At 31.8% G+C, this 26,723-nt stretch carries 23 protein-coding genes, 1 tRNA gene and 1 rRNA gene (1 of these 25 running past the window's edge); 6 read left to right on the top strand and 19 right to left on the bottom strand.

What is annotated here, in order from left to right:
* Window positions 1-242: 242 nt before the first annotated feature.
* The 3 genes from J3359_RS05670 to J3359_RS18275 all read right to left on the bottom strand — a co-directional run bounded on the left by J3359_RS05670 (window position 243) and on the right by J3359_RS18275 (window position 768).
* Window positions 243-316: transfer RNA gene (locus J3359_RS05670), tRNA-Arg, on the bottom strand.
* A gap of 57 nt (window positions 317-373) precedes the next feature.
* Complete coding sequence (locus J3359_RS05665; protein WP_208079753.1) at window positions 374-604, bottom strand: putative signal transducing protein; 231 nt, start codon at window positions 602-604, stop codon at window positions 374-376.
* Window positions 605-615: 11 nt separating this feature from the next.
* On the bottom strand, window positions 616-768 hold the full coding sequence (locus tag J3359_RS18275) for an SsrA-binding protein (RefSeq protein WP_243765992.1): 153 nt from the start codon (window positions 766-768) through the stop codon (window positions 616-618).
* A 491-nt stretch (window positions 769-1,259) separates the two neighbouring features.
* Here J3359_RS18275 and J3359_RS05660 point away from each other — a divergent pair, with 491 nt between their 5' ends.
* Window positions 1,260-2,210: a calcium/sodium antiporter gene (locus J3359_RS05660; RefSeq protein ID WP_208079752.1), complete on the top strand. Its 951-nt coding sequence runs from the start codon at window positions 1,260-1,262 to the stop codon at window positions 2,208-2,210.
* Window positions 2,211-2,287: 77 nt separating this feature from the next.
* On the opposite strand, the gene J3359_RS05655 is transcribed toward J3359_RS05660, so the two are convergent.
* Window positions 2,288-3,307, bottom strand: a complete 1,020-nt coding sequence (locus tag J3359_RS05655) for a glutamine synthetase beta-grasp domain-containing protein (protein WP_208079751.1) — start codon at window positions 3,305-3,307, stop codon at window positions 2,288-2,290.
* Window positions 3,308-3,476: 169 nt separating this feature from the next.
* On the opposite strand from J3359_RS05655, the gene J3359_RS05650 reads away from it, so the two are divergent.
* Window positions 3,477-5,660 carry a glutamine synthetase III family protein gene (locus J3359_RS05650; protein WP_208079750.1) on the top strand — a complete coding sequence of 728 codons (2,184 nt, stop codon included), beginning with the start codon at window positions 3,477-3,479 and terminating at the stop codon, window positions 5,658-5,660.
* A gap of 255 nt (window positions 5,661-5,915) precedes the next feature.
* On the opposite strand, the gene J3359_RS05645 is transcribed toward J3359_RS05650, so the two are convergent.
* The gene (locus J3359_RS05645) at window positions 5,916-6,923 is read right to left on the bottom strand and encodes an IS110 family RNA-guided transposase (protein ID WP_208077854.1); all 1,008 of its coding nucleotides are present in this window, start codon (window positions 6,921-6,923) and stop codon (window positions 5,916-5,918) included.
* 456 nt (window positions 6,924-7,379) lie between these two features.
* Between J3359_RS05645 and J3359_RS05640 the strand changes: the two genes are divergently transcribed.
* Window positions 7,380-8,558 (top strand): AIR synthase related protein, encoded by a 1,179-nt coding sequence (locus tag J3359_RS05640; protein ID WP_208079749.1) that lies wholly within the window; start codon window positions 7,380-7,382, stop codon window positions 8,556-8,558.
* 193 nt (window positions 8,559-8,751) lie between these two features.
* Here J3359_RS05640 and J3359_RS05635 read toward each other — a convergent pair whose 3' ends face one another.
* The 4 genes from J3359_RS05635 to J3359_RS05620 all read right to left on the bottom strand — a co-directional run bounded on the left by J3359_RS05635 (window position 8,752) and on the right by J3359_RS05620 (window position 9,941).
* A complete protein-coding gene (locus J3359_RS05635) occupies window positions 8,752-8,898 on the bottom strand; it encodes a hypothetical protein (protein ID WP_208079748.1) in 147 nt (48 codons plus the stop codon).
* The gene (locus J3359_RS05630; protein WP_208079747.1) at window positions 8,888-9,115 is read right to left on the bottom strand and encodes a PIN domain-containing protein; all 228 of its coding nucleotides are present in this window, start codon (window positions 9,113-9,115) and stop codon (window positions 8,888-8,890) included. Before J3359_RS05630 ends, J3359_RS05635 begins: the two co-directional genes overlap by 11 nt.
* A 54-nt stretch (window positions 9,116-9,169) precedes the next feature.
* Window positions 9,170-9,343 carry a hypothetical protein gene (locus J3359_RS05625; protein WP_208079746.1) on the bottom strand — a complete coding sequence of 58 codons (174 nt, stop codon included), beginning with the start codon at window positions 9,341-9,343 and terminating at the stop codon, window positions 9,170-9,172.
* 163 nt (window positions 9,344-9,506) lie between these two features.
* Window positions 9,507-9,941: a DUF6265 family protein gene (locus J3359_RS05620; protein ID WP_208079745.1), complete on the bottom strand. Its 435-nt coding sequence runs from the start codon at window positions 9,939-9,941 to the stop codon at window positions 9,507-9,509.
* Between the two features lie 95 nt (window positions 9,942-10,036).
* Here J3359_RS05620 and prfA point away from each other — a divergent pair, with 95 nt between their 5' ends.
* Window positions 10,037-11,113, top strand: coding sequence for a peptide chain release factor 1 (gene prfA, locus J3359_RS05615; protein WP_208079744.1), 1,077 nt, complete (start codon window positions 10,037-10,039; stop codon window positions 11,111-11,113).
* Between the two features lie 131 nt (window positions 11,114-11,244).
* Window positions 11,245-11,424: a hypothetical protein gene (locus J3359_RS05610; protein ID WP_208079743.1), complete on the top strand. Its 180-nt coding sequence runs from the start codon at window positions 11,245-11,247 to the stop codon at window positions 11,422-11,424.
* Window positions 11,425-11,747: 323 nt separating this feature from the next.
* Here the strand turns inward: J3359_RS05610 and J3359_RS05605 are convergent, their stop codons facing one another.
* The 10 genes from J3359_RS05605 to thrS form a co-directional block, all read right to left on the bottom strand.
* Window positions 11,748-14,153, bottom strand: coding sequence for a glycoside hydrolase family 31 protein (locus J3359_RS05605; protein WP_208079742.1), 2,406 nt, complete (start codon window positions 14,151-14,153; stop codon window positions 11,748-11,750).
* A 265-nt stretch (window positions 14,154-14,418) separates the two neighbouring features.
* Window positions 14,419-16,326 carry a 1,4-alpha-glucan branching protein GlgB gene (gene glgB, locus J3359_RS05600; protein ID WP_208079741.1) on the bottom strand — a complete coding sequence of 636 codons (1,908 nt, stop codon included), beginning with the start codon at window positions 16,324-16,326 and terminating at the stop codon, window positions 14,419-14,421.
* Between the two features lie 3 nt (window positions 16,327-16,329).
* A complete protein-coding gene (locus J3359_RS05595; RefSeq protein WP_208079740.1) occupies window positions 16,330-18,267 on the bottom strand; it encodes an alpha-1,4-glucan--maltose-1-phosphate maltosyltransferase in 1,938 nt (645 codons plus the stop codon).
* 37 nt (window positions 18,268-18,304) lie between these two features.
* A complete protein-coding gene (locus J3359_RS05590) occupies window positions 18,305-19,579 on the bottom strand; it encodes a glucose-1-phosphate adenylyltransferase (protein ID WP_208079739.1) in 1,275 nt (424 codons plus the stop codon).
* A gap of 4 nt (window positions 19,580-19,583) precedes the next feature.
* A complete protein-coding gene (gene glgA / locus J3359_RS05585; protein ID WP_208079738.1) occupies window positions 19,584-20,789 on the bottom strand; it encodes a glycogen synthase in 1,206 nt (401 codons plus the stop codon).
* A 206-nt stretch (window positions 20,790-20,995) separates the two neighbouring features.
* Window positions 20,996-21,589 carry a hypothetical protein gene (locus tag J3359_RS05580; protein ID WP_208079737.1) on the bottom strand — a complete coding sequence of 198 codons (594 nt, stop codon included), beginning with the start codon at window positions 21,587-21,589 and terminating at the stop codon, window positions 20,996-20,998.
* A gap of 90 nt (window positions 21,590-21,679) precedes the next feature.
* Window positions 21,680-22,024 (bottom strand): 50S ribosomal protein L20, encoded by a 345-nt coding sequence (gene rplT / locus J3359_RS05575; protein ID WP_036823323.1) that lies wholly within the window; start codon window positions 22,022-22,024, stop codon window positions 21,680-21,682.
* 166 nt (window positions 22,025-22,190) lie between these two features.
* A complete protein-coding gene (gene rpmI / locus J3359_RS05570) occupies window positions 22,191-22,388 on the bottom strand; it encodes a 50S ribosomal protein L35 (protein WP_088354787.1) in 198 nt (65 codons plus the stop codon).
* A 184-nt stretch (window positions 22,389-22,572) separates the two neighbouring features.
* The gene (gene infC / locus J3359_RS05565) at window positions 22,573-23,091 is read right to left on the bottom strand and encodes a translation initiation factor IF-3 (RefSeq protein WP_298782467.1); all 519 of its coding nucleotides are present in this window, start codon (window positions 23,089-23,091) and stop codon (window positions 22,573-22,575) included.
* Between the two features lie 115 nt (window positions 23,092-23,206).
* Complete coding sequence (gene thrS, locus J3359_RS05560) at window positions 23,207-25,147, bottom strand: threonine--tRNA ligase (protein WP_208079736.1); 1,941 nt, start codon at window positions 25,145-25,147, stop codon at window positions 23,207-23,209.
* 1,141 nt (window positions 25,148-26,288) lie between these two features.
* Between thrS and J3359_RS05555 the strand changes: the two genes are divergently transcribed.
* Window positions 26,289-26,723: ribosomal RNA gene (locus J3359_RS05555) — 16S ribosomal RNA — on the top strand (it continues 1,085 nt past the right edge of the window).

The following is a 26,723-nucleotide window of genomic DNA, read 5'->3' as shown; positions in this document are numbered from 1 at the left end:
CCTTAAGTATTTGCTTAGGGTCTTTTTAATTTAAATAAAAATGACGAACCTGTAATTTAGAGATAGGAGACTTTTTATTAAGTTGATACTTTAATCTATTAAATTTGGTTTTAGAAAATGCTTAGTTACAACAAGAATTAAATTTAAATATCCATCACGTTTTTTTATGAAGGGAGGAATGAAGAGTTGCTATCAAAATAAAAAGTAAAAAAAAACTCATCTAATTTTAGATGAGTTTTTTGTGACCATGGCAGGATTCAAACCTGCAACCTCTTGAGCCGTAATCAAGTGCGCTATTCAGTTGCGCCACATGGCCTTTTGCGGGTGCAAATATAGTAGAGTTTTTTGAAATTAGAAAGCAGATTCACTTTTTTTATGAATTTATTTCTACCTTATAAGCATCTACAATTGGTTGCGCTTTTTTTAAATCAGAATTTAATATAAGTAACTCAATAGAGTTCCCTAGAGGTCCAAAACCTGCTAATTGGCTAGAATTAATATTGTCTTTAACTATTGATGAGATGTTTTCTTCCTCTAACAATTGTCTTAATCTATTTATTAAGATAGAAGATCCTGTAAAAATTTTAATATGTTCGTCTTTCATAATTACGTTTTTTAGTTAAGTGAATTCTTTGTTACGATAGCTTTCCAACCAATTATTGCTAATTGAAATTTAGTTGCTTTAGAAATATCTAATCCTTTCTTAGTGTAAGAAGGTAGTATGGCTTTATTAATTTTGGCAAGAATTTTAAAAAATTTCTTTTTCATCTTATGTCGAATTCTAATCAAATTTAATAAAAATAAACAACTCTTTTAAAAAGTTGCTTAAAGTTGGTTGATTAGAATATAATTGTAAAAATAATTTCTGAAATTTCTTTGATGGTTTTAAGTGCGACTACGATCATAATTGTGAGTTTTTTAAATTAGTAATTTGAGGTATTTTTTTTATTGTTTTGTGAATATATGTAGATTAAAACAACACTACCAAACAGGTTTTTAATTATTAATTAAATTAATATTACATTTATAACTAAATAGACGATATTTGTTTTAATGTGTAATAACAATTCCTATAAAAATATTTTAAATTTAAATCTATAGTTTGTTTTTAAGATTTTACTGTAAGTAAATAAAGGGGCAAAAAAATGAAGGATTCAAAAGCAAAGGAAATCTCATTATTTTAAGGTCAATTTTATACGTTTTCATTATTTCTTTTTTCGAAAGTCTATAAAAATGTATCTTCGTAAAAAATAAAATTTATGAGTATTTTTTATGTGGTGATAGGACTTGTTTTGTTAGTTCTTGGTGGTGAGTTTTTGGTAAGATCTTCAATAGGTTTGTCATTCAAATTAAACATCTCTAAAATGGTTATTGGTATGACAGTCGTTTCTTTTGCGACTTCTGCACCAGAACTTTTGGTAAGCTTACAAGCTGCTTTAGATGGTTCTCCAGCCATATCTATAAATAATGTAATTGGTTCTAATATTGCAAATATTGGTTTGGTGTTAGGAATTACTGCGATTATTGGTCCCATTATAGTTAGTAAAGATTTTTACAAGCTAAATTGGCCAGCAATGATGTTATTTTCTTTAATTCTCTATTACTTTTTATATAATGATAATGTTTTAACGTTTATAGAGGGTTTAATTCTTTTAGCAAGTTTATGTGTTTTCTTAATAATTTTAATACGTAAAGCAAGAAAAGAAGAGGTTTCTTTGGATGAAGTAGATGATGCTTTGGCAGAAATAGGCTATGGAAAAATATTTATTTGGTTAATTATTGGAGGTGTTGCCTTGTATTTTGGTTCGGATTTATTAGTTGCTGGCGCTAAAGATATTGCACAAAATATGGGGGTAAGTGAAGGAGTAATATCTATTACGATGATTGCTATTGGAACCAGTGTGCCAGAATTAGCAGCATCTATAATTGCAGCGATAAAAGGAGAAAAAGCAATTTCTTTAGGGAATTTAATTGGCTCTAATATCTTTAATATTGCATCTGTTTTAGGATTTACTGCTCTTATAAAAGAAATACCAATTACAGAACCTCAAATATTATCGAGAGATATTTTTTGGATGTTAGGCTTTGCAGTGGTTTTACTTCCTTTGGTTTTTATGCCAAAGAAATTTGTTTTAAGTAGGTTTAAAGGCGTCTTTCTATTTTTAGGATATGGACTTTTTATTTATTTAGTTTTTAAAACAACAATTTAAAAAAAAAACACTTTATTAAAGCATAAAAAAGCTCGCAAATTTAACTTGCGAGCTTTTCAATTTTTATATAATACTTTCTAGCTAATATTAGCAGACTTTACAGTCTTAATAATTCTACCAGCAATTTTATATGGATCTCCATTAGAAGCAGGTCTTCTGTCTTCTAGCCAGCCTTTCCAACCTTTTTCTACTGTAATAATAGGAATTCTAATAGAAGCTCCTCTATCTGAAACACCATAAGAAAAATCAGAAACATGAGCTGTTTCGTGTAAGCCTGTTAAGCGTTCGTCGTTAAACTCTCCATAAACATCCATGTGTTCATCAGTAACTGGTCTAAATGCTTCACATATTTTGTTATAAGTTTCTTCAGAACCACAAGTTCTTAAAGTAGTGTTAGAGAAATTAGCATGCATTCCAGAACCATTCCAGTCTCCTTTTACAGGTTTTGGGTGATACTCAATATAGTAACCGTATTTTTCAGTTAAACGATCTAGTAAATAACGTGCTACCCAAATTTCATCACCTGCTTTTTTAGCACCTTGAGCAAATAATTGAAACTCCCATTGTCCTGGAGCAACTTCTTGGTTAATTCCTTCGAAGTTTAAACCAGCATCTATACATAAATCTGCATGTTCTTCAACAAAATCTCTACCCCAAGTATATCTTCCTCCTACAGAACAGTAATATTGTCCTTGTGGGCCAGGAAATCCACCACGAGGGAAACCTAATGGTAAATCTGTTTTTGCATCCATTAAAAAATACTCTTGTTCGAAACCAAACCAGAAATCTCCATCATCATCATCTATTTTTGCTCTATGATTTGTTGGGTGAGGTGTGCCATCTGCACTTAAAACTTCAGACATCACTAAAAAACCATTTCTTCTTGCAGGATCTTTATAAATTGCAACTGGTTTTAATATACAATCAGAAGCGCCACCAGAAGCTTGTTCTGTAGAACTACCGTCAAACGACCAATTACCTAATTCTTCAATTGTTCCTTTAAAGTTTTCATGTTCTTCGACTTTGGTTTTACTTCTCATGTTTTGAGTTGGGAAATGACCATCGAGCCAAATGTATTCTAATTTAATTTTTGCCATAATAAATAATTGAATGTGTGATGTTAACACTGCAAAAATGAAATTTTTTCTATAGATATCAAAAAAATAAGGGGTTAAATGTTTATTTTTGCTTAAAAATAATTTTATCCCTAATTTTTACAGGGGTATATTTGATTATAAGTAAAAATAAACAGCAAAAATTAATAATATGTCAAGGATTAGATTTAATGCTTTACAAGAAACCAGTAATAGAAGTCCTTTAAAGGTACTTCAAACCGAAAAAAGGTCGTCTTTATTCGGAAAAAACGTGTTTAATAAACATGCGATGCAACAATATCTTACACGTTCTGCTTATGATAGTGTAATGAATGCGATTGAACATGGTACAAAAATAGATCGTAAAATTGCAGACCAAGTTGCAGTGAGTATGAAAGATTGGGCAATGTCTAAAGGCGCAACACATTACACACATTGGTTTCAGCCATTAACAGGCGCAACAGCAGAAAAACACGATGCCTTTTTCGAATCGATTAATGGTAGTTTGGCGATGGAGAAATTCGATGGCGAACAATTGGTACAACAAGAACCAGGAGCTTCTAGTTTTCCTAATGGAGGTATTAGAAATACTTTCGAAGCAAGAGGTTATACAGCTTGGGATCCAACATCACCAGCATTTATTTATGAAACTACTTTATGTATTCCAACAATTTTTGTGGCTTACACAGGAGAAGCATTAGACAATAAAACACCTTTGTTAAGAGCATTACAAGCCATAGATACACATGCAACAGCCGTTTGTAAATATTTCGATAAAAATGCTTCTAAAGTAAGTGCAACTTTAGGTTGGGAACAAGAATATTTTTTAATCGACGATGCTTTGGCAAATTCAAGACCCGATATTCTGCTAACAGGAAGAACTTTAATTGGGCATTCTCCAGCAAAAGGTCAACAGTTAGGAGACCATTATTTTGGAACCATTCCTGCAAGAGCCATGGCTTTTATGCAAGATTTAGAACAAGAATGCATGTTGTTGGGTATTCCAGTAAAAACAAGACATAATGAAGTGGCTCCAAATCAATTTGAGGTGGCTCCTATTTTCGAAGAAGCAAATTTGGCAGTAGATCACAACTCCTTATTAATGGATGTGATGGAAAAAGTTTCTCGAAGACATAAATTTAAAGTATTATTTCACGAAAAGCCGTTTGCAGACATCAATGGTTCAGGGAAACATAACAATTGGTCTTTATCTACAGCAGATGAAACAAATTTGTTAAGTCCAGGGAAAACCCCAATGAAAAACTTACAATTCTTAACCTTTTTTGTAAACACAATAAAAGCGGTTCACGAAAATGGCGAATTGTTACGAGCATCAATTGCATCTGCAAGTAACGACCATAGGTTAGGAGCAAACGAAGCGCCTCCAGCAATTATTTCTGTTTTTATTGGAAGTGAACTTTCGGCGGTTTTAGACGAGTTAGAAAATGTAACGAAAGGAAAACTATCTCCACAAGAAAAAACAGATTTAAAACTGAATATTATTGGTAAAATTCCAGAGATTTTATTAGATAATACCGATAGAAATAGGACTTCTCCATTCGCATTTACAGGAAATAAATTCGAATTAAGAGCAGTGGGTTCTTCCGCAAATTGTGCAGGTCCAATGACGGTTTTAAATACTATAGTTGCCAAGCAATTAAAGGAGTTTAAGATAGAAGTAGATAAGTTAATCGATACCAAAAACCTTAAAAAAGACGAAGCAGTTTTTAACGTTTTAAGAGAATATATAAAAGAATCTAAAAAGATTCGTTTCGATGGAGATGGTTATGGAGAGGCTTGGGAAAAAGAAGCAAAAAAACGGGGCTTAAGTAACAATAAAACCACTCCAGAAGCATTAAAAATACAAATTGCCAAAAAAACAATTGATTTGTATGAAGAAATGGAAGTAATGAGCAAAGTAGAAGTAGAGGCGCGTTACGAAATTGCAATTGAAGAATACACAAAAAGACTACAAATTGAGGGTAGAGTTTTGGGCGATATTGCTAGAAACCATGTAATCCCAACAGCCATAATTTATCAGAATACATTGTTGGAAAACACTAAAAATTTAAAAGAGATTTTTGGCGAAGACTATAAAAATATCGCCAAAGAACAAATTGAGTTAATAATGACGATTTCGAATCATATTACAGAAATTAATGCATTAACTTTAAAAATGGAAGAACAACGTGCAAAATCGAACCAGCAAAAAGGATTAAAATCTGCGGAAATGTATTGCGAAAACGTAAAACCATTTTTCGAGGAAATCCGTTTTCATTGCGATAAATTAGAAACAATGGTAGACGATAATTTATGGCCATTAACCAAATACAGAGAATTGTTGTTTACAAAGTAAAATTATTTTTTGGGCGTTTTTACGGGCTTTCCATTATATCTTTTTTTGAAAAAACAAAAAAAGGATGCCACTGCAATCCCTAACGCAAATCGAAAAACCGAAAAGGAAGTTTTTTAAAATTTACCAATAGATATTTTCAGACCTCACAGATACTGTGTTAAAATCCTAATTTATTTATATTAATTTTCTATTTTTATATTTCATTTAGGAAATCAATTTTATGATTATCCTGTGGGCGATTCATTTCGCCCTTTTTTATTTCCATTGATATTCTGGATTATACTGTTGCTCATTTTTCCATAAGGTATAAATTACAATTAATAGTTTTCTCATCACAGCAATAACTCCTTGTTTTTTAGTATTTTGTTTTTCATTTAATCTTTTATAGAAAGTTTTCATTCTCTGATCAAATCTACAAGCACAAAGTGCTGGCATATACAACGCTTCTCTTATATGCGAGTTCCCTTTTTTTGAAATTCTAGTTCGCCCTGATTTAGTTCCAGATTGATTTTCTACAACATCTAAACCAGCATAACTGACTAATTTACGAATACTACTACATTTTCTAAAACCATCTGTTTCTGCTAATAATTTAACAACAGTAAGCATTTGAATGCCTTTAATTGCTGTTATTCTATTAATTTTTTCTTCTAAATCTTTGTCTTTTGAGACCCATAATTTTATTTCTTTTTCACACTCATTTATACTATCTTCTTGCTGAACCAATAGCTTATTCATAATTGTAAGCACTTCTTCCAAAACACCGTGTTTACTCTCAAACGCATGCAATTGAGATTGTGTTGCAGATTTAGATTTTTTTAATTGTGATAACATTCTACACAAGTCTTTTATGGCTTGAAAATGTTCACTAATTGGTTCCCATAATGCTACTGAAAATGAAAACCCAAAAAGAGCGATTAATTTAGCATCAGCTTTATCTGTTTTTGTTTTTTGATGTAAACTTTTTCCAAAATATTTTATCTTTTGTGCTAATTGTACACTTACTTTTTCTTGCTGTTCAAATAAGAAATAACATAAATTCTCATGATAAACACCTGTAGCCTCCATAATATGAACTAAATAAACTTCCTTTTTACGTTTAGAAAACCATATTAAATAGTCTTTAAAGCCTTTTAGATCATTACTAAAACTACGTGTGCCTTTAATACTTAAACTTCCTGTTTGTGTTTGCTCTTGAAAACATACATCAAATTTCTTACAAGAAACATCAATGCCTACTACTTGTTTAATTACTTTGTCCATTTTGTTAGATTTACAAAGAATTCTTCCCACAGCCTAACCTCGTAATAATACTGGATATAATTATTGAAATTATTCCTAAAATACTGTTCAGGTTCTAAAGAAAGAAAGCTAGGTAAGAGGATATTCTGAAAGACGATATATGCAAATGCATTATCAAGGTTTGTTTCTTGCACTTACCTAGTTCTTTGTTTGTTTAAGTATCAAAACAAAACATTTTTATCCTTTTTTCAATGAACTTTATGTATTTTTATTCTTCAATTTAATCAAACACAAACATACGAGGTTTTTAAAACCTGTGAGGTCTTTTCACACAAACACAAACACTATGTTTTCTATGTTCCAATGTGGTAAAAAACACAAACTATTTGATACAAATTTTCAACAACAAAATTCATGCTAATTTTCCACTGTTTTTTTAAGCAAAAGACTAAATTTGCATTCATAACAACACATAATATGAGTCAAGAAGTTTCCAAAAGATACGCACAAAGAGGTGTTTCTGCATCCAAAGAAGACGTGCACAATGCCATTAAGAATATAGACAAAGGTTTATTTCCAAAAGCATTCTGTAAAATTGTACCAGATTATTTAACAAACGATAGCGATTATTGTTTAATAATGCATGCAGATGGTGCAGGAACAAAATCTTCTTTGGCATATATGTATTGGAAAGAAACTGGCGATATTTCTGTATGGAAAGGTATTGCACAAGATGCATTAATCATGAATATTGATGATTTGCTGTGTGTTGGAGCAACCGATAATATTATGTTGTCTTCTACTATTGGAAGAAATAAAAGTAAAATTCCTGGCGAAGTTTTATCAGCAATCATCAACGGAACAGAAGAATTAATTGAAGACTTAAAAGGTTTTGGAGTAACCATCCATTCCACAGGAGGAGAAACTGCAGATGTTGGCGATTTAGTGCGAACGATTATTGTAGATTCTACTGTAACTGCAAGAATGAAACGCTCTGATGTTATAGACAACGCAAACATAAAAGCAGGCGATGTAATTGTTGGTTTAGAATCTTTCGGACAAGCAACCTACGAAACGGAATATAATGGAGGAATGGGTTCTAACGGCTTAACTTCTGCAAGACACGATGTTTTTCATAAATATTTAGCAGATAAATACCCAGAAAGTTTCGATGCTGCAGTTCCTGAAGATTTAGTCTATTCTGGTAATACAAAACTGACAGATAAAGTAGAAAACTCACCTATTGATGCTGGTAAATTAGTGTTATCGCCAACAAGAACCTACGCACCAATTATCAAAGAAATTTTATCGAAATTTAATTCAGATACAGTCCATGGAATGATCCATTGTTCTGGTGGCGCTCAAACAAAAATTTTACATTTTGTAGACAATTTACACATTGTAAAAGACAATATGTTTCCAATTCCGCCTTTGTTTAAATTGATACAAGAACAATCGAAAACCGATTGGAAAGAAATGTACCAAGTTTTTAATTGCGGACACAGAATGGAAATTTATGTTTCTCCAGAAATTGCTGAAAACATAATTTCAATCTCAAAATCGTATAATGTAAATGCACAAATTGTTGGTAGAGTAGATGCTTCTGATAAAAAGAGACTTACTATTAAAAGTGAGTTTGGGGTTTTTGAGTATTAGTTTTTTTGTTTTTCGCTAACGAGTTTATTTATGAAAAGTAGTGCGGAAAAAACGCACGAACTATTCGGTTAAGAAAAAGTCGAATTTTTAAATTTTACTTATTATTTTTCTTTTCTCAATAAGCCAAATTTAAAATTTGGCAATCTCGAAAAAGTGCCAAAACCTTTCTGTTTGTGAAGATTTGCACTATTTTTTATATGCGTCCTCTTTCCAAACTTTTCTTCTTTAAATATTCTAAAATTTCCTCTTTGGTCATTTTTGCAAAAATTGCACTCAATCTGTCTTTTTGCTCTCTCGCAAATTTTACAGCGTCAAAATCTTTTTTTGTTTTAGTTCCCATAATTCATTAATTCTCTTGGCGAGCGAATATCCAATTGTTTATATCCATTTCTGATGTTTATCGAATTGTAACCTCGTATTCGCTCTACGTTTACAATGTGTTTAAAATTCCAGCTAACAAGTAAATCAGCTTGATAAATAGTAGCTATCGCAATATGCAAACAATCGGCATAACTTGTTTCTCCCACAACTTTTTCATTAATATATTCAGTCGCCAATTCTATTGCCTCTTTTTTATCTTTTAAAAACTCGGTATAGCCATCATCAAGTTTTTAGATTAGTTCTTTTATTCTTTTTGGTGCGAATTCCAATTCTTCGTCCAACATAGTTGATAAAAGAACAGTAAATTCGCCATCATTTATTCTTTCAAATAGTGGTTTAGTCCATTCTTCAAATTCCTTATCAAAATATCCGCCAAAAACTGAAGTATCTAAATATATTCGCATTTTTTTCATAGTATAAAGTCACGAATATTGGCGAGATGTTAAGTTTAAACAGAATGTTTTTTTCGCCTTGTGACTAATAGCACGATTATGAAGTCCGTTTTAACGACTTATATTTGGCATTAGCGAAGTTATGTTTTTTTTTTAGGTTTAGAAACAAATTAAATTATTTTACACTCTCAAAAACAAAATTAATACTAAAATCGTCATTAGAAACCACAGCTTTCAATTGTTCGTTTTCTAAATAGTATTTTATCTTTTTTGGGAATTTATTTTTCGGATTTTCAGCAGTAAAAGAAGAATCAGTTTGAGAGGTAAATATAAATAGGGTAGGGGTTTCATTTACGCCAGCAACTTTTAAATTTAAAGTGTTATTTATAGAAACAATACTTAATATTTCTTTAAAAGTGGTATCCTTTCCTTTTAAAGTGTAGCCTAAACCAGTAAAATTAGTATTCCAATTTTCGTAAGTTTTGTTACCCTTTTTATCATTTAAACGAATCCATTTTCCGATTAAGAAAGAAGGCTTTTTTGTTTTTTCTTTTTCAGTTTTGCAGGAAATTATCAATAAAATTGAGCATATGAATAGGAAATATTTCATAATAAATAAGTTTGAATTCTTCAAATATACTCAAAACGAAACATTTAACTTTCCGATAAAATTTGTAAATTCGCATTCCAAGAAAAGAGTAGCAAATGTTAGAAAAAATAAGAATTGTTAAGCAGCGTTATGATGAGGTTTCGGATTTAATTATTCAGCCAGATGTAATTACAGATCAAAAACGGTATGCGCAATTAATGAAGGAGTATAAAGATTTAGGCGATGTCGTTAAAAAAGGCGAAGAATACCAAGAATTAACAGACAATATAGAAGAGGCGAAGGAGATAATTGCTGATGGTTCTGATGCAGAAATGACAGAAATGGCAAAGATGCAATTGGAAGAAGCCAATACTCGAATTCCGCAATTAGAAGAGGAAATTAAGTTTTTGTTAATTCCAAAAGATCCAGAAGATTCTAAAAATGCAGTGGTAGAATTGCGTGCAGGAACTGGTGGAGATGAAGCTAGTATTTTTGCTGGAGATTTGTTTAGAATGTATTCTAAATATTGCGAAAACAAAGGTTGGAAAGTGTCTACTGTAGATTATTCTGAAGGAACCAATGGTGGATTTAAGGAAATTCAGTTCGAAGTAACTGGAGACGATGTTTATGGAATTTTAAAGTTTGAAGCTGGTGTGCATCGTGTACAAAGAGTTCCGCAAACAGAAACACAAGGACGTGTGCATACTTCTGCAGCAACTTGTATGGTGTTTCCAGAAGCAGAGGAGTTTGATGTGGAAATAAACCCGAAAGATGTAAGAATTGATTTTTTCTGCTCTTCAGGTCCTGGAGGTCAGTCTGTAAATACAACTTATTCTGCAGTTCGTTTAACGCACATTCCAACTGGTTTGGTGGCACAATGTCAAGACCAGAAATCGCAACATAAAAACAAAGAGAAAGCATTTAAAGTTTTGCGTTCTCGTTTGTATGATATGGAACTTGCCAAGAAAAACGCAGAAGACGCTCTAAAACGTGGTTCTATGGTTTCTTCTGGAGATAGAAGTGCGAAGATTAGAACGTATAATTACGCACAAGGTAGAGTTACAGACCATAGAATTGGTTTGTCTTTATATGATTTGCCAAATATTATGAATGGAGATATTCAAAAAATTATTGATGAATTAATGTTGGCAGAAAACACCGAGAAATTAAAAGAATTAGGAGACGGAATTTAAGCGATTTTCACTTTTAAAATAATTATAAACCTCAGAATTTTCTGAGGTTTTTTATTTGCGTTACTTTTTGTAGTATATGAATTAATGAGTCTTTTAGTTCTAATATATCTTTGAAATGTAAAAGAAAAAAAATGATAGCAACAAAACTTTTAGGTTTCTCTGCAGCTTTAACGAAAAGCAAAAAAATTAAAATTTCGATACTACTTTTAGAAATTGCGATACTTGCTTACGCGTACAAAAAGAACAAAGAGGAACAGGAAGAACAGCTAAAAAGAGAAAAAAAGCAGAAACAGTTGCAAGAAAAAGAATAAAGTTCCCCTGAAAAAAAAAGAAAAGAAATTAAGCTATTGAAAAAATAAAACACTATAAAGAAGATGCTATAAAAAAATAGTACTGCGAATTAGAAGATAAAAAGCGATTAAAGTTAGGGGAACTTTTAATCGCTTTTTTGCTTAAATAAATGTTTCGAAAGTCTAAGTTAACTAATTAATTATACAAATGGGGAAAATATAGAACTTACGAACACTACAAAGATATTGTAGAATCTAATACCAAACAATCCCTGAACTCCGTATATTTTTTATATCCCTGAGCTCAGGGATACATATCCCTGAGCTCAGGGATATAAAATAATTTATTTCCCGAACAAATGGAGCTCTGTAAACTCTTTATTTATAGTGATAGCTTTTGTTTCAGAGCAATTTACTCTGTCTAATTCAATTTCCACATTATCGATTTGAACTGACGTAATTTCGAACGGTAAATTGTGGAATACAATTTTAAAGTTAGAGTAGTTAGCGTCAAAATCGCCACGTTTGTGTTGTTGTAAGATAAACTCTTCTTTTTTTCCTGTTACTTTAAAAGTACGCAAACTAAACCTTCCTTTTTTGTAATCATAGCCATCATGTGCATCGTCATATAATTTAGAAGATTCTTTGCCTTCTTTATAGTACACATCTAAAGTAATTTCGTCGAAATCTTTTTCTCCTACATATTGTTGTACAGGATATTTTGGGATAACTGCACCTTCTTTTACAAAGATTGGCATGCTATCGATATCTGCATCAACCCACATTTCTTTTCCACCTTCTACAACTTCGTTGGTCCAGAAATTATACCATTTACCTCTTGGAATGTACATTCTTCTTCCTTTGGCATTTGGCTCTATAATTGGGCAGGCTAAAATTTGTTCTCCAAAAACAAACTCATCACTTCTGTAATGTGTTTGATGATCTTTTTGGTCATATAGCACTAAAGATTTTAGCATTGGTGTTCCGTCATTTAAATATTTCCAGAAAGAAGTATATAAATAGGGTAAAAGTTGATATCTAATTTCTACGAATTTTCTTACAATATCTGTAATTTCATCACCAAAAACCCAAGGTTCTTGATCTCCATGATCTCCAGAAGAGTGTACTCTACAGAAAGTATGGAAGATTCCTAACTGAATCCATCTTGCAAATAATTCTCCTTGAGGTTGTTCTGCAAATCCACCAATATCGCTTCCTGCAAAAGAAAAACCAGACATTGCCATTCTTTGTGCTTGGTTGTTTGCTACAGCTAAATGTTCCCAAGTTGCCACATTGTCTCCAAACCAAGTAGATGTATATCTTTGGGCACCAGCATAAGCAGATCTTGTAATTACAAAAGGTCTTTTTGGATACGCATATTTCTTTAAACCATGGTAGGTTGCACGTGCCATTTGTGTTCCGTAAATATTGTGTGCTTTTCTATGAGAACAAGGGTTTCCATCATAGTCATGACGAACATCGTTTGGAAATGATTTGTTAGGAACGTCCATAACTGCAGGTTCGTTCATATCGTTCCAAACACCTTTTACACCAATATCTTCAATTAATTCTTTAAACAAACCTGCCCACCAATCTCTTACTTCTGGTCTTGTGTAATCTGGGAAATAACATTCTCCAGGCCAAACTTTACCTTTCATGTAAGGTCCATCTGCACGTTTACAGAAATAATCTTTGTCTAATGCTTCTTTAAAAACATCATATTCCAAATCAATTTTAATTCCTGGATCTATAATAACCACCGTTTTAAAACCATCGTTTTCTAATTCTTTTACCATTTTTTTGGGGTTAGGAAAATGATTTTTATCCCAAGTAAAACAACGGAAACCATCCATATAATCGATGTCTAAATAAATAGCATCACAAGGTATTTTTAAATCTCTAAACGTTTTAGTAACTTCTTTAACATTACTTTCTGGATAGTAACTCCATTTACATTGGTGGAATCCTAAAGCCCATAATGGAGGTAAAGCATGCGGTTTTCCAGTTAAATCTGTGTAATTTCTAACTACGTCGTTCATATCTGGACCGTAAATAAAATAATAATTCATCTCTCCACCTTGTGCCCAAAAACTAGTTACATTTCTTCTCTCGTGCGCGAAATCGAAATGAGATTTAAACGTATTGTCGAAGAAAATTCCATACGCTTTGTTATCTTGGATAGCTGTGTAAAAAGGAATTGCCTTGTAAATAGGATCTGTATTTTTACCAAAAGCGTAAGAATCTGTTGCCCAGTTTTCGAAACGTTTCCCTTTCATATTTACATCTACAGGCTTGTCTCCTAAACCATAAAAACTTTCTGCTTTTTGGCAAGTTTTACTCATTTTTACGATGTCTCCACCATATTCGTAACTTTCTTCCCAATGAAAACCAATTTCGTCTTCGTTAATTAGTTTCATGTCTATAGCATCGTATAAACTAACTTGTAAACTTTGCTTTTTTACTTTACAAACTAATTTTGCAGTTGTAATTACGTAGTGTGTCTCGTTTTCTGTAACTTTTAAAAAGCTATATCCTCTACTTGCATGAATTGTAACTCCGTAAGAAAAGTCGTTGTCGAATTTTCCAGTAGTGGAATAACGAAAACGAATAACACTGTCTCTAATAACAGTTAATTGAAGAACTACATTGTTATTAGTCGTAAAATAAAGTGTATCTACGTCTTTTTTGTATTTTATTATTTCTGAAGGAAAAAGATTTCCTTTTTGTTCTAATTCAGTATTAACAATCATATATATTTGCTTGTTTTTTTAATCGTGTAAAAGTCGTAAAAGTTTAGAATAGAATTATCTGGAAAGTTCTTTTTTTACGATAACGTTTTAGTTTATTTATGATAAATAAAATGCTAAAATACTATAAAAATAAGAATAAAATTGAAGCGTTTATATTATTCAGAATCCTATAAAAATAGCGGGTATATATTTTGAAGAATTAAAAAATAGCTGTTTATTTTTACCAATACTATAGTAAAAATAAACAGCTATTTAATTGGTTTTCTTATTGGTATTTAAAAGCAATCATTGCCAAAGGTGGTAAGTTTAGTTCAATAGAGTTTTCTCTATTATTCCACTTCTTTTTTTCAGATACAGAAATTTTATTTTTATACAAGTTTGTTCCATGAAACTTTTTATCATCACTATTAAAAACCTCTTTTAATTCACCTGCTTTCGGTAAACCAATTCTGTATTTTTCTCTAGGAATTGGAGTCATATTCAGCACAATAATTACATTGTCTTTTTCATTTTTTCCTTTTCTCATATAAGATAACACCGAATTTTGATGATCTCTATAATCTATCCACTCGAAACCTTCGTGAGAAAACTGTTTTTGATGCAATGCTTTTTCTTTTTTGTAGAATTTATTTAATTCTTTTACCAAAGTTTGTGCTCCTTTATGTACATCGTATTGCAATAAATGCCAATCTAAACTTCCTTCGAAATTCCATTCGGAAGTTTGCCCAAATTCGCCACCTTGAAACAATAATTTTGTTCCAGGATGTGTAAACATATAACTGTACATTAATCTTAAATTTGCGAAACGTTGCCACTCATCTCCAGGCATTTTAGAAACGATAGATTTCTTTCCATACACAACTTCGTCGTGCGAAAGTGGTAACATAAAGTTTTCTGTAAATGCGTAATTTAAACTGAAGGTTACATCGTTTTGATGATGTTTTCTATACAAAGGTTCTTTGGCAAAATACTCTAAAGTATCGTGCATCCAACCCATCATCCATTTCATTCCAAAACCTAAACCACCATCGTAAATTGGTCGAGAAACTTTTGGGAAAGAAGTAGATTCTTCTGCGATTGTTTGCACATCAGGGAAAGTTTCATAAACAGCTATATTCATTTCTTTTATAAAATCTACAGCTTCTAAATATTCGTTTCCACCATACATATTTGGTTCCCACTCGCCATCTTTTCTAGAATAATCTAAAAATAACATAGATGCAACTGCGTCTACTCGTAAACCATCTGCATGATATTGGTCTAACCAAAAAATGGCGTTACTAATTAAAAATGCTTTTACTTCGTTTCTTCCGTAATTAAAAATTAAACTTTTCCAATCTTGGTGATATCCTTTTCTTCTATCTGGATGTTCGTATAAATGAGAACCATCGAAAAATCCTAAACCATGGTCATCTGAAGGGAAATGAGAAGGAACCCAATCTAATAGAACACCAATTCCGTTTTCGTGAAATTTATCGACCAGAAATTTAAATTCATCTGGAAAACCAAAACGCGATGTTGGAGCAAAATATCCTGTTAATTGATACCCCCAACTTGGGTCGTAAGGATATTCCATAATTGGCATAAATTCTACGTGGGTAAAATTCATGTCTTTTACATAGTTTACCAATTCGTCTGCCAATTCAGTATAACTTAAAAAACGATTTTCTTCAACTTGCTTTTTCCAAGAACCTAAATGAACTTCATAGACAGAGTAAGGCGCATCTAATGCGTTATTTTTCTTTCTGTTTTTCATCCATTTTTTGTCTTTCCAAGCATAATTATCTTCCCAAACTACAGAGGCTGTTTTTGGTGGATGCTCACATCTTCTGGCAAATGGATCTGCTTTTTCGGTAATTACATTGTTACTAGAATTGCGAATTTTGTATTTGTAAATTGCTCCTTTGCCAACATTAGGAATAAAACCTTCCCAGATTCCACTTCCATCCCAACGTACATTTAAATGATGTTCGTTTTCTTGCCAAAAGTTAAAGTCTCCAATTACAGAAACGGCTTTTGCACTTGGTGCCCAAACTGCAAAATACGTTCCTTTTACACCATCTACAGTAATAATGTGTGCACCGAATTTTTCGTATAAACGATAATGTTTTCCTGCTTTAAATAAATCAATGTCAAAATCTGTAAAAAGACTGTGTACTTTTGTTTGTGTCATAATTTATTTGTTAATTTTAAATATATGAAAGGGTATATATGGATTTAGTTCCACATAATTCCACTCGTTATACCAATTGTAAGAGTTGTTTGTAATTAAATCGTGTACTTCTATTTTTTGCCCTTGATGTACATTTAATTGTTGCAGAGGTACTTGAACAGAACCAGATTGTGTATGATAGGCATCTAAACTAATAACCGTTAAAGTTTCGTTGGTTTTGTCTTGATTCCATTTATAGAAAGCGATTAAATTATCGTTTCCTGTTTCACAAAATTGTATATTATTTGTTTGCTGAAAAGATTCGTTATTTTTTCTGATAGAATTGATTGACGAAATAATTTCTGTTAATCTATTTTGTTTGTTCCAGTTATAATGGCAAAGTTGAAACTTTTCTGACATATAATATTCTTCTTTTCCAACAATTGGCTCACTAAGCATTTGTTCGAAAACGGGTCCGTAAATTCCAATATTAGAACTTAAAGTTCCTGCCAAAGCATATCGTAAAAGGAATTTTGCTTCTGGTGCGTTTTGCAAATGAAACGGATTTATATCTGGTGTATTTGGCCAGAAATTCGGACGCATATATTCTTTTTGATCTGTCTTTGTCAATTCATTCATATACTCGATAATCTCGTGTTTCGATTCTCGCCAGGTAAAATAAGTATAAGATTGTGTGTAGCCTTGTTTTGCTAATTGTTGCATTATTTTCGGGCGCGTAAATGCTTCTGCTAAAAATAATACATCTGGGTGTTTTTTCTTTACTTCTGTAATAATCCAGCCCCAAAAATAGTAAGGTTTTGTGTGTGGATTGTCTACTCTAAATACATTAATTCCACAGTTTATCCAGTAAAATAAAGTGTCTAAACATTCTTGCCAAAGATTTTTGTAATCTGCAGTTTCCCAGTAGATTGGTAAAATGTCTTGGTATTTTTTTGGCGGATTTTCTGCATATTGTACAGTTCCATCGGGTCTCCATTTAAACCAATCTGGGTGTTCTTTTACCCAAGGATGGTCTGGAGCTGCTTGTAAAGCATAATCCATGGCAACCTCAATTCCTTGTTTTTTTGCTTCTTTTACTAATTCTTTAAAATCTTCTAAAGAACCCAATTCTGGATGAATATCTTTATGTCCTCCATATTTAGAACCAATTCCCCAAGTAGAACCCACGTCATTTTTTTCTGCTTCTGTAGTATTATTTTTTCCTTTTCTGTTTATTGCTCCAATTGGATGAATAGGAGGGAAGTACAAGGTGTCAAACCCCATTTGTGCGATTCTAGGTAACAATCTGTGGCAATCTTTAAAAGTACCATGTTTGCCTTGAGTTTTAGATGCTGATCTTGGGAAAAATTCGTACCAAGTACTAAAACGCGCTTTTAATCTATCTACATAAACAGATAAAGATTTGCTTTCTTGTACTAATAATTTAATAGGATATTTTGTTAGAATTTCTTTTAGTTGATTAGAAACTGCTTCTTTTATGGCTTCTGCATATTTTGCTTCATCTTTAAAAATGGCAATTAAAGAATTTAAATATTTTTTTTCTTCTGCTGTTGCTTTTTTAACGATTGGTTTTAGTAATTCTGCTCCTTCTAAAAGTTCTGATTTTACATGTTGATAATCATCTATTTTTCTGTCAATTCCATATTGCCAGTTCAAAGGATAATCTACCCAACCTTCTAATTTATATTCGTAAAAACCTTGTTTTGTTACTTGAAAACTTGCAGTATATTCGTCGTTATTTGTTGAATGCATTCTTGTTTCTTTCCAGGTTTTTTCGCTTTTATGTTTGTATAATAAACTTGCTTGGATAACATCATGTCCATCTACCAAAACATTTGCAGTTACAGTTACAATTTCGTTTACAACACGTTTTATAAAAACAGCTCCACAGTTTAATTGAGGAGCTATGTTTTCTATTACAATTCTACTTTGATTTTGCATTAATTCGTTTTTCTTTTAATGTTTTAAGAATTTAAAATTAGTTCATTCCAATAATGGTTCCTTTAGGAATTGTAGCCTCTTTTTTAATAACTACAATACCATCTTTTATAAAATAAGTGTCTGTTTCTGCATCTTCTAAATGAGGGCCTCCATTAATTTTGGTGTCGTCTCCAATTCTGCAATTTTTATCAATAATACAATTATTTATGTGACATCTATCTCCAATTCCCATCATAATTTCTATTTTATTATTGGCAACTTCTTCTAAAGATTCAAAACTATCATTACCCATCATGTAGGTATTCGAAACAACTGCTTCTTTTCCAATTCTAGAACGAATTCCAATTACACAAGTGTCTATTTTGGCTGCATTTATAATACATCCTTCTCCAATAACGGCTTTGTGAAGCATTGTTCCAGAAACTTTAGAGGTTGGTAAAATTCTCGCTCTTGTATAAATTCTGTTTTCTTCGTCGTACAAATTAAATTTCGGCACATTTTCTGCCAAGCCAAGGTTTGCTTCAAAGAAAGAGTCTATATTTCCTATGTCTGTCCAATATCCTTCATATTGGTAACTTAAGGTTTTATGTTCTCCAATAGCTTGCGGAATAATTTCTTTTCCAAAATCTACAGTATCTGGGTTGGTCATTAATTTTACCAGAAGATCTCTGTTAAAGATATAAATTCCCATGGAAGCAAGATAGTGTCTACCTTCATTTTTCATTTGTTGGCTAACGTCGGAAGTCCAATCTGGTAATAAATCTTCACTTGGTTTTTCTATAAAAGACGTAATTGTGTTTTCGTCGTTAGTTTTTAAAATACCAAAAGAAGTTGCATCTTTTGCATTTACAGGATAGGTTGCTATAGAAATTTCTGCGTTACTTTCTCTATGTTTTTTAATCATATCATTAAAATCCATTTGATATAATTGGTCACCAGAAAGTATTAATGCATATTCGAAATCGTTTTGTAAAAAATGATGCATACTTTGCCTTACTGCATCTGCTGTTCCTTGGAACCATTTGTCGCTATGTATCGTTTGTTCTGCAGCCAAAACATCTACAAAAGCTGAACTAAAAAAACTAAAATGATAGGTATTTTTTATATGTTGATTTAGAGAGGCAGAATTAAACTGCGTTAAAACATACATTCTTTTAATATTTGAATTAATGCAGTTAGAAATAGGAATATCTACCAACCTATATTTCCCTGCAATTGGTACAGCTGGTTTCGATCTATCTTCTGTTAAGGGATATAGTCGAGAACCTTGTCCTCCTCCTAAAATAATTCCTAATACTTTATCGTTTATCATCTGGTTAGTTTTTTAGTGATTTGTATAATTCTTCTACTTGTTTTGCAATTGCAACCCAATCGAAATGTTTTTCAACTCTTTGTCTTCCTTTTTTTGCCATCGATGTTCTTAATTCAGGATTATTAATAACTTTATTAACTCCATCTGCTAAATCTTTGGCGAATTTATCTGGGTCTACAGGTTCGAATGGTGCCGATTTTTGTTGTTCAACAGGAATTAATATTCCAGTTTCATTATGTACAACTACTTCTTTTATTCCACCAACAGCACTTGCAACAACTGCTGTGTCACACGCCATAGCTTCGATATTTATAATTCCAAAAGGTTCGTAAATAGATGGGCAACAAAAAACATCTGCATGAGAATATAGTTGAATAATTTCTTTTTTAGTTACCATTTTATCAATCCAAATAACATTACTGCGTGTTTTTTGAACTTCGTTAACAGCATTTTTCATTTCTTCTCCAATTTCTGGAGTGTCTGGAGCTCCAGCACAAAGTACAATTTGGGTATCTGGATCTATATACTTTATGGCGTTTACTAAATGAATAATTCCCTTTTGTCTTGTAATTCTTCCTACAAAAAGTACGTAAGGTTTATTTTTATCAACTCCATATTCATCTAAAGTATTGCTATCGGAAGTAGTTACATATTCTTGTAAATTAATTCCGTTGTAAATTACTTTTACTTTTTTTTTATCGACATTAAAATATTTTAAAACATCTTCTTTGGTTTCTTTTGAAACAGCAATAATAGCATCTGCCATTTCAATTGCGGTTTTTTCTATCCAAGAAGAAGTATCGTAACCACGACCTAATTGTTCTCTTTTCCAAGGGCGTAAAGGTTCTAAAGAGTGTGTGGTAATTACTAATGGAATTCCATAACAAAGTTTGGCTACAATTCCTGCAAAATGTGCGTACCAAGTATGGCAATGAACTACATCTGCATTAATTGGAGCAGCATTCATGTGGAGTCCAGTACTTAGTGTTTTAAATACTGCTTTTAATTTATCGTTAGAATTATTAAAAATAGGGTTTTCATAAGGAAAACCTTTTACAGTTAAATTATTGCCTTTCGAGTCTTGATCACCAAAACACCTTATATCAACTTCCATTAATTTAGCAAGTTCATTTGCTAAATATTCAACATGAACTCCAGCTCCACCATATACGTATGGAGGGAACTCTCTTGTAAAAAAAAGTACTTTCATAGGCTTAAAAGATAATTTAATGATTAATAAACGTGGTTTGTTTATGAATTAACGACGTTAAATTAACAAAAAAATATCAGGTATTACCTACTGAAGTATTATTATTATCACTTTAATAACATAAAGGCATAATATATAGAGTATAATAAAGATTTATTAGCAATAAGAAGCATTGCTTAATATATTATTAAGATAAAAAAAACAATTTAGTTATTTCGCTGTTTGTTAATTTCATCTTGAAGTTGTCTTCTTAATTTTTGTTCTCTTTCCAAAGACTTTTTACGATGCTTTTCAAATTCTTGTTCTATCTCTAAAAGATTACTTTGTGCATCTTTTGTAATAATATGGCTTCTAGAAAATTTAAAAGCAAAATAAGATAATGCTAAAGTTAGTGCTAAAATAATGCCCCATAAAATAAGGTTATAAGTAATTTTACTAAGCTGTAAGCCAAATAAAGAAATTGAATTTTCTTTGTTAGTAGCCGTCTCTAAATCTAATTGAGTTTTAGATAAATTAGTTTGAATTTTCTGAACGTTATCTCTCTCTATTTTTAGTAAATTTTCTTTTTCTGAAATGAGTTTTTGAGAAGCTTTAATAGAGTCTAAAACATCTCGTTTTAATTTTTGAAATTTCTCTTTACTAATTACTTTATAGGCTTGGTAAGAAGTGGAGGTTCTGTAGATTTTATCAAATTGCCCTTCTAAAGAGCTGTCTTCTTTAACTGTTTCTTGAGATGTTTCTTGTGCAAATGAAAACATTGTGCTAATTAATAAACAAAAAGTGATAAATTTTAATTTCATTTTAAAGTTTTTTTTGACGTATTTACAAATCTATAAAAAAAACCCAAACGATTATGTTTGGGTTTTTATTATATAAGCAAGTATTTATATTTATTTTATTTTCTCTACAACTGCCTTAAAAGCGTCTGGGTTGTTTACAGCTAAATCTGCTAAAACCTTACGGTTTAATTCGATGTTGTTCGCTTTTACTTTTCCCATAAACTGAGAGTAAGACATTCCATGTAAACGAGCTGCAGCGTTAATACGTACAATCCATAAAGAACGGAAGTTTCTCTTATTGTTTTTACGGTCTCTATATGCATAAAGCATACCTTTTTCAACCGCATTTTTTGCTACTGTGTAAACGTTTTTTCTACGTCCAAAGTAACCTTTTGCTGCCTTCAAGATTTTTTTTCTTCTTTTTCTTGAGGCTACTGAATTTACTGATCTTGGCATAATTTTAATGTGTTTTGTAGTAGGCGATTTTTTTAGTTGATAGTCTTTAGGTTTTAGTTGTTAGTTATTTTAGACTGAAACTCATAACTTAAAACTTATAACTTAAAATTCTTTTATTTGCCTAACTCCATGGTTAATAATTAAATTCCCTTATTAAACTTAAAACTTATTTTAAGTTTAACTGTTGCTTAATGTTAGACTCGTCTGCTTTGTGTACCAAAGTATCGTGAGTTAACTTTAATTTACGTTTTTTAGACTTCTTTGTTAAAATGTGACTTTTAAACGCGTGCTTTCTTTTAATTTTTCCAGTACCAGTAACTTTAAATCGTTTTTTGGCGCTAGATTTGGTTTTCATTTTAGGCATTTCTCCTTCGTTTTTATCTTGCTTATAAACTTTTATGCTGAACTTGTTTCAGTATCTAAAACGTATTCAGTATTCTTTATATCCTAAGAGTTTCTTGTGCTGAGTTTGATTCAGTATTAAAAACTTTGTAGGTGTTTTAATTTAAAATAATCCAAATTAACTTGTAAAAGGGTTGTTTTAAATTTTATTTTACTTTTTTAGGAGCAATAAACATAATCATACGTTTACCTTCTAATTTTGGTAACTGCTCTACCTTACCATATTCTTCTAACTCTTGCGCTAATTTCAACAAAAGAATTTGCCCTTGTTCTTTAAAGATAATCGAACGTCCTTTAAAGAAAACAAATGCTTTTAACTTAGCACCATCTTGTAAGAATTTTATGGCATGTTTTTTCTTGAATTCGTAATCGTGCTCATCTGTTTGAGGTCCAAAACGAATCTCTTTAATAGTCACTTTTGTGGCTTTAGATTTTAATGCTTTCTCACGTTTTTTCTGCTCATACAAGAATTTCTTGTAATCAATAATTTTACAAACAGGGGGTTTCGCTTTTGGTGAAATTTCTACCAAATCTAACTCCTGTTCTTTGGCCAATTCTTTAGCTTTATCTAAAGGATATACACCAACTTCCACATTATCGCCCACGAGACGAACTTCGTCAACATATTTTATTTTTTCATTAATCCTATGTTGATCTTCTTTGATTACTCTTAACGGTCTTCTCGACCTACTTCTACGTATTGCTATGACTTAAAATTTTTAAATTTAACTTATGGTTGTTTTCCAACCTTTATTATTTTTTATTGAATTTCAAAATTAATTAAAATTTCTTCAATGTTTTACTTTCTTCGGCTTTAATTAAAGAAATAAATTCTTCAATGGTAAATGTTCCAATATCTCCTTCGCCATGTTTTCTCACAGAAACTGTGCCATCTTGGGCTTCTTTTTCACCAACAATTACCATAAATGGAATTTTGCCAACTTCTGCATCCCGTATTTTACGTCCAGTTTTTTCACTTCGGTTATCTACGAGGGCGCGAATTTCGGAATTTTCTAACGATTCTAAAACTTTTTCTGAATATTTTTGATATTTATCGCTGATTGGCAATAAGATAACTTGATCTGGTGTTAACCAAAGTGGGAAATTTCCACCTGTATGTTCTAGCAATACTGCAATAAAACGCTCCATAGAACCAAATGGCGCTCTGTGAATCATTACAGGTCTGTGAGATTGATTATCGGAACCAGTATAGGTTAAATCGAAACGTTTTGGTAAGTTATAATCAACTTGAATGGTTCCTAACTGCCAGCTTCTGCCTAAGGCGTCCTTTACCATAAAGTCTAATTTAGGTCCATAAAAGGCAGCTTCACCTTCTTCAATCACAAAATCTAAACCTTTATCAGTTGCTGCATTTATAATTGCTTGTTCCGCAATTTCCCAGGTTTCTGTGTCTCCTATATATTTATCAGGATTGCTTTTGTCTCTAATTGAAACTTGAGCAGTAAAATCTTCAAAACCTAAAGAACCGAAAACATATAAAACTAAATCAATAACATCTTTAAATTCCTGATCTAATTGTTCTGGAGTACAAAAAATATGCGCATCATCTTGTGTAAATCCTCGAACACGTGTTAAACCATGTAACTCTCCACTTTGCTCATATCTATAGACCGTTCCAAATTCTGCAAAACGTTTTGGTAAATCTTTATAAGAATAAGGTTTAAAATTGTAAACCTCACAATGGTGTGGGCAATTCATTGGCTTTAATAAAAACTCTTCATCCATTTTCGGAGTTTTAATTGCCTGAAAACTGTCTTCACCATATTTTTCATAGTGCCCAGAAGTAACATATAATTCTTTCTGACCAATATGAGGCGTCATTACCATTTCGTAACCCGCTTTTTTCTGTGCTGCTTTTAAGAAATCTTCCAATCGAGCACGCAACGCAGCACCTTTTGGTAACCACAAAGGCAAACCAGCACCCACTTTTTGCGAAAAAGTAAACAATTCTAATTCTTTTCCTAACTTTCTATGATCTCTCTTTTTAGCTTCTTCTAATATCTCTAAATATTCAGTAAGCATTTTTTGCTTCGGAAAACTAATTCCGTAAACACGCGTCAACTGATTATTCTTTTCGTCACCTCGCCAATAAGCACCAGCAACACTCATTATTTTAACGGCTTTTATAATTCCAGTGTTTGGAATATGGCCTCCTCTACATAAATCGGTAAAATTGCTGTGGTCGCAAAAAGTAATATCTCCATCAGTCAAGTTTTCAATCAACTCAATTTTATACTCATTATTTTCTTTTTTATATAAAGACAAAGCATCCGCTTTAGAAATAGAACGAATCGAAAATTCGTGTTTTCCACGTGCAATCTCTAAAAATTTCTTTTCAATCGCAGGGAAATCTTTATCAGAAATAACAGCATCACCAAGATCTACATCATAATAAAATCCATTATCAATTGCAGGCCCTATGGTTAACTTTGCATTTGGATAAAAACTTAAAATAGCTTCCGCTAAAACGTGAGCCGAAGAATGCCAAAAAGCTTTCTTACCATCATCATCATTAAATGTGAATAAAACTAAAGAACCATCCGTGGTTAATGGAGTAGAGGTTTCAATGGTTGTTCCGTTAAAACTTGCAGATATAACGTTTCTTGCGAAACCTTCACTAATGCTTTTTGCAACATCCATAGGAGTGCTATTTACTGCAAACTCCTTAATACTTCCGTCAGGTAAAGTAATTTTAATCATTTAATATATAATTTTTTGAGACTGCAAAGATATTAGAAAACAACTTTTTACACAATATATATATGTACTTATTATATAAGAGTATTTTTTAGGGTGTTTCCTCGCGAAAAAGCGAGGTCGGGCTTTCGCTACTCGCTTTTTATTTGCCTTCAGGGCAATAAAAGAGCTCAAACAAGCCGCTTAATCCCTAACACTGGCATCTTAATACAATTTATAGTTTACAGAAAAGCATCACTAATCATATATAAAGGTAAAATTCACTCACTTTATTACAAAGATTTGATTTTAAAACAGTCATAGTTTCCAACCACATTCCGCACTAAATCTATGTTTTCTATGTCTTTATGTGGTAAAAATACGTTGAAAGCAATCAAATTCAATGAAGTTTTAAGAGGTTTGCAATCCAAATAAGTTTAATAAGAGTAATTATTTACACTGTAAATAGGATCTATTTCGAATACAATTAGGTCGTATCAAAGTCATTCTCTAAAACCTTCAAAAAAGTAAAAAAAAACTTTAGATTCTAACGATCATATTTTCAATGAATTAAAACTGTATAAAAACAATTTTAAAAAGAATTCAAAAAAAAGGTTGTGTATGTAGAAATGAGTTGTATATTTGCACCCGCTAACGGAAATACGATTTCTTAGCGGAGTTCATTGAGATGTTGTTTTTAGCTTTGTTAACTGTGCAGGGAGTGTTGCTTTAAGTTCATTTTTTAGCAATAAAAAAAAGAATAAAAAAACTAAACTTTAATTAGGTTGATAAATAAAAAAGGTTGTATCTTTGCCGTCCGTTTTAGCGGGGAGTAAAGTTCATTTTTTAGGGGTTAAAAAAAGTAAAATTTATTTTATTTTTTACTTGTCAAATCAAAAATAAGTTTTAGATTTGCACCCGCTAACAGAAATAGCAAAAACGATCAGAGAAATTTTGGAATAATAGTTAGTATAATTATTAGTTAGTTCAAGTCTAACGTTTCTACAAATTAGGATTTATAACGAGTGCGATAAGTATGAGTGCGATACCCTAAGAAGTTCATTGAAAATATTGAAATTGACAGCGTAAACAAAGAGTAGAATAACCACATTATTAAATAATGTAAATTCTTTTGAAACTTATTCATTCATATTATTAAAAATATACAATGAAGAGTTTGATCCTGGCTCAGGATGAACGCTAGCGGCAGGCTTAACACATGCAAGTCGAGGGGTAACATTGGTGCTTGCATCAGATGACGACCGGCGCACGGGTGCGTAACGCGTATAGAACCTACCTTTTACAGGGGAATAGCCTTTAGAAATGAAGATTAATGTCCTATAGTATTGAGAAATCGCATGATTTCTTAATTAAAGATTTATCGGTAAAAGATGGCTATGCGTCCTATTAGTTAGTTGGTAAGGTAACGGCTTACCAAGACATCGATAGGTAGGGGTCCTGAGAGGGAGATCCCCCACACTGGTACTGAGACACGGACCAGACTCCTACGGGAGGCAGCAGTGAGGAATATTGGGCAATGGAGGCAACTCTGACCCAGCCATGCCGCGTGCAGGAAGACGGCCCTATGGGTTGTAAACTG

This window comes from Polaribacter cellanae, assembly GCF_017569185.1.
In the GTDB taxonomy this organism is placed as follows: domain Bacteria; phylum Bacteroidota; class Bacteroidia; order Flavobacteriales; family Flavobacteriaceae; genus Polaribacter; species Polaribacter cellanae.
This window is presented reverse-complemented; position numbering and strand designations above follow the sequence as displayed.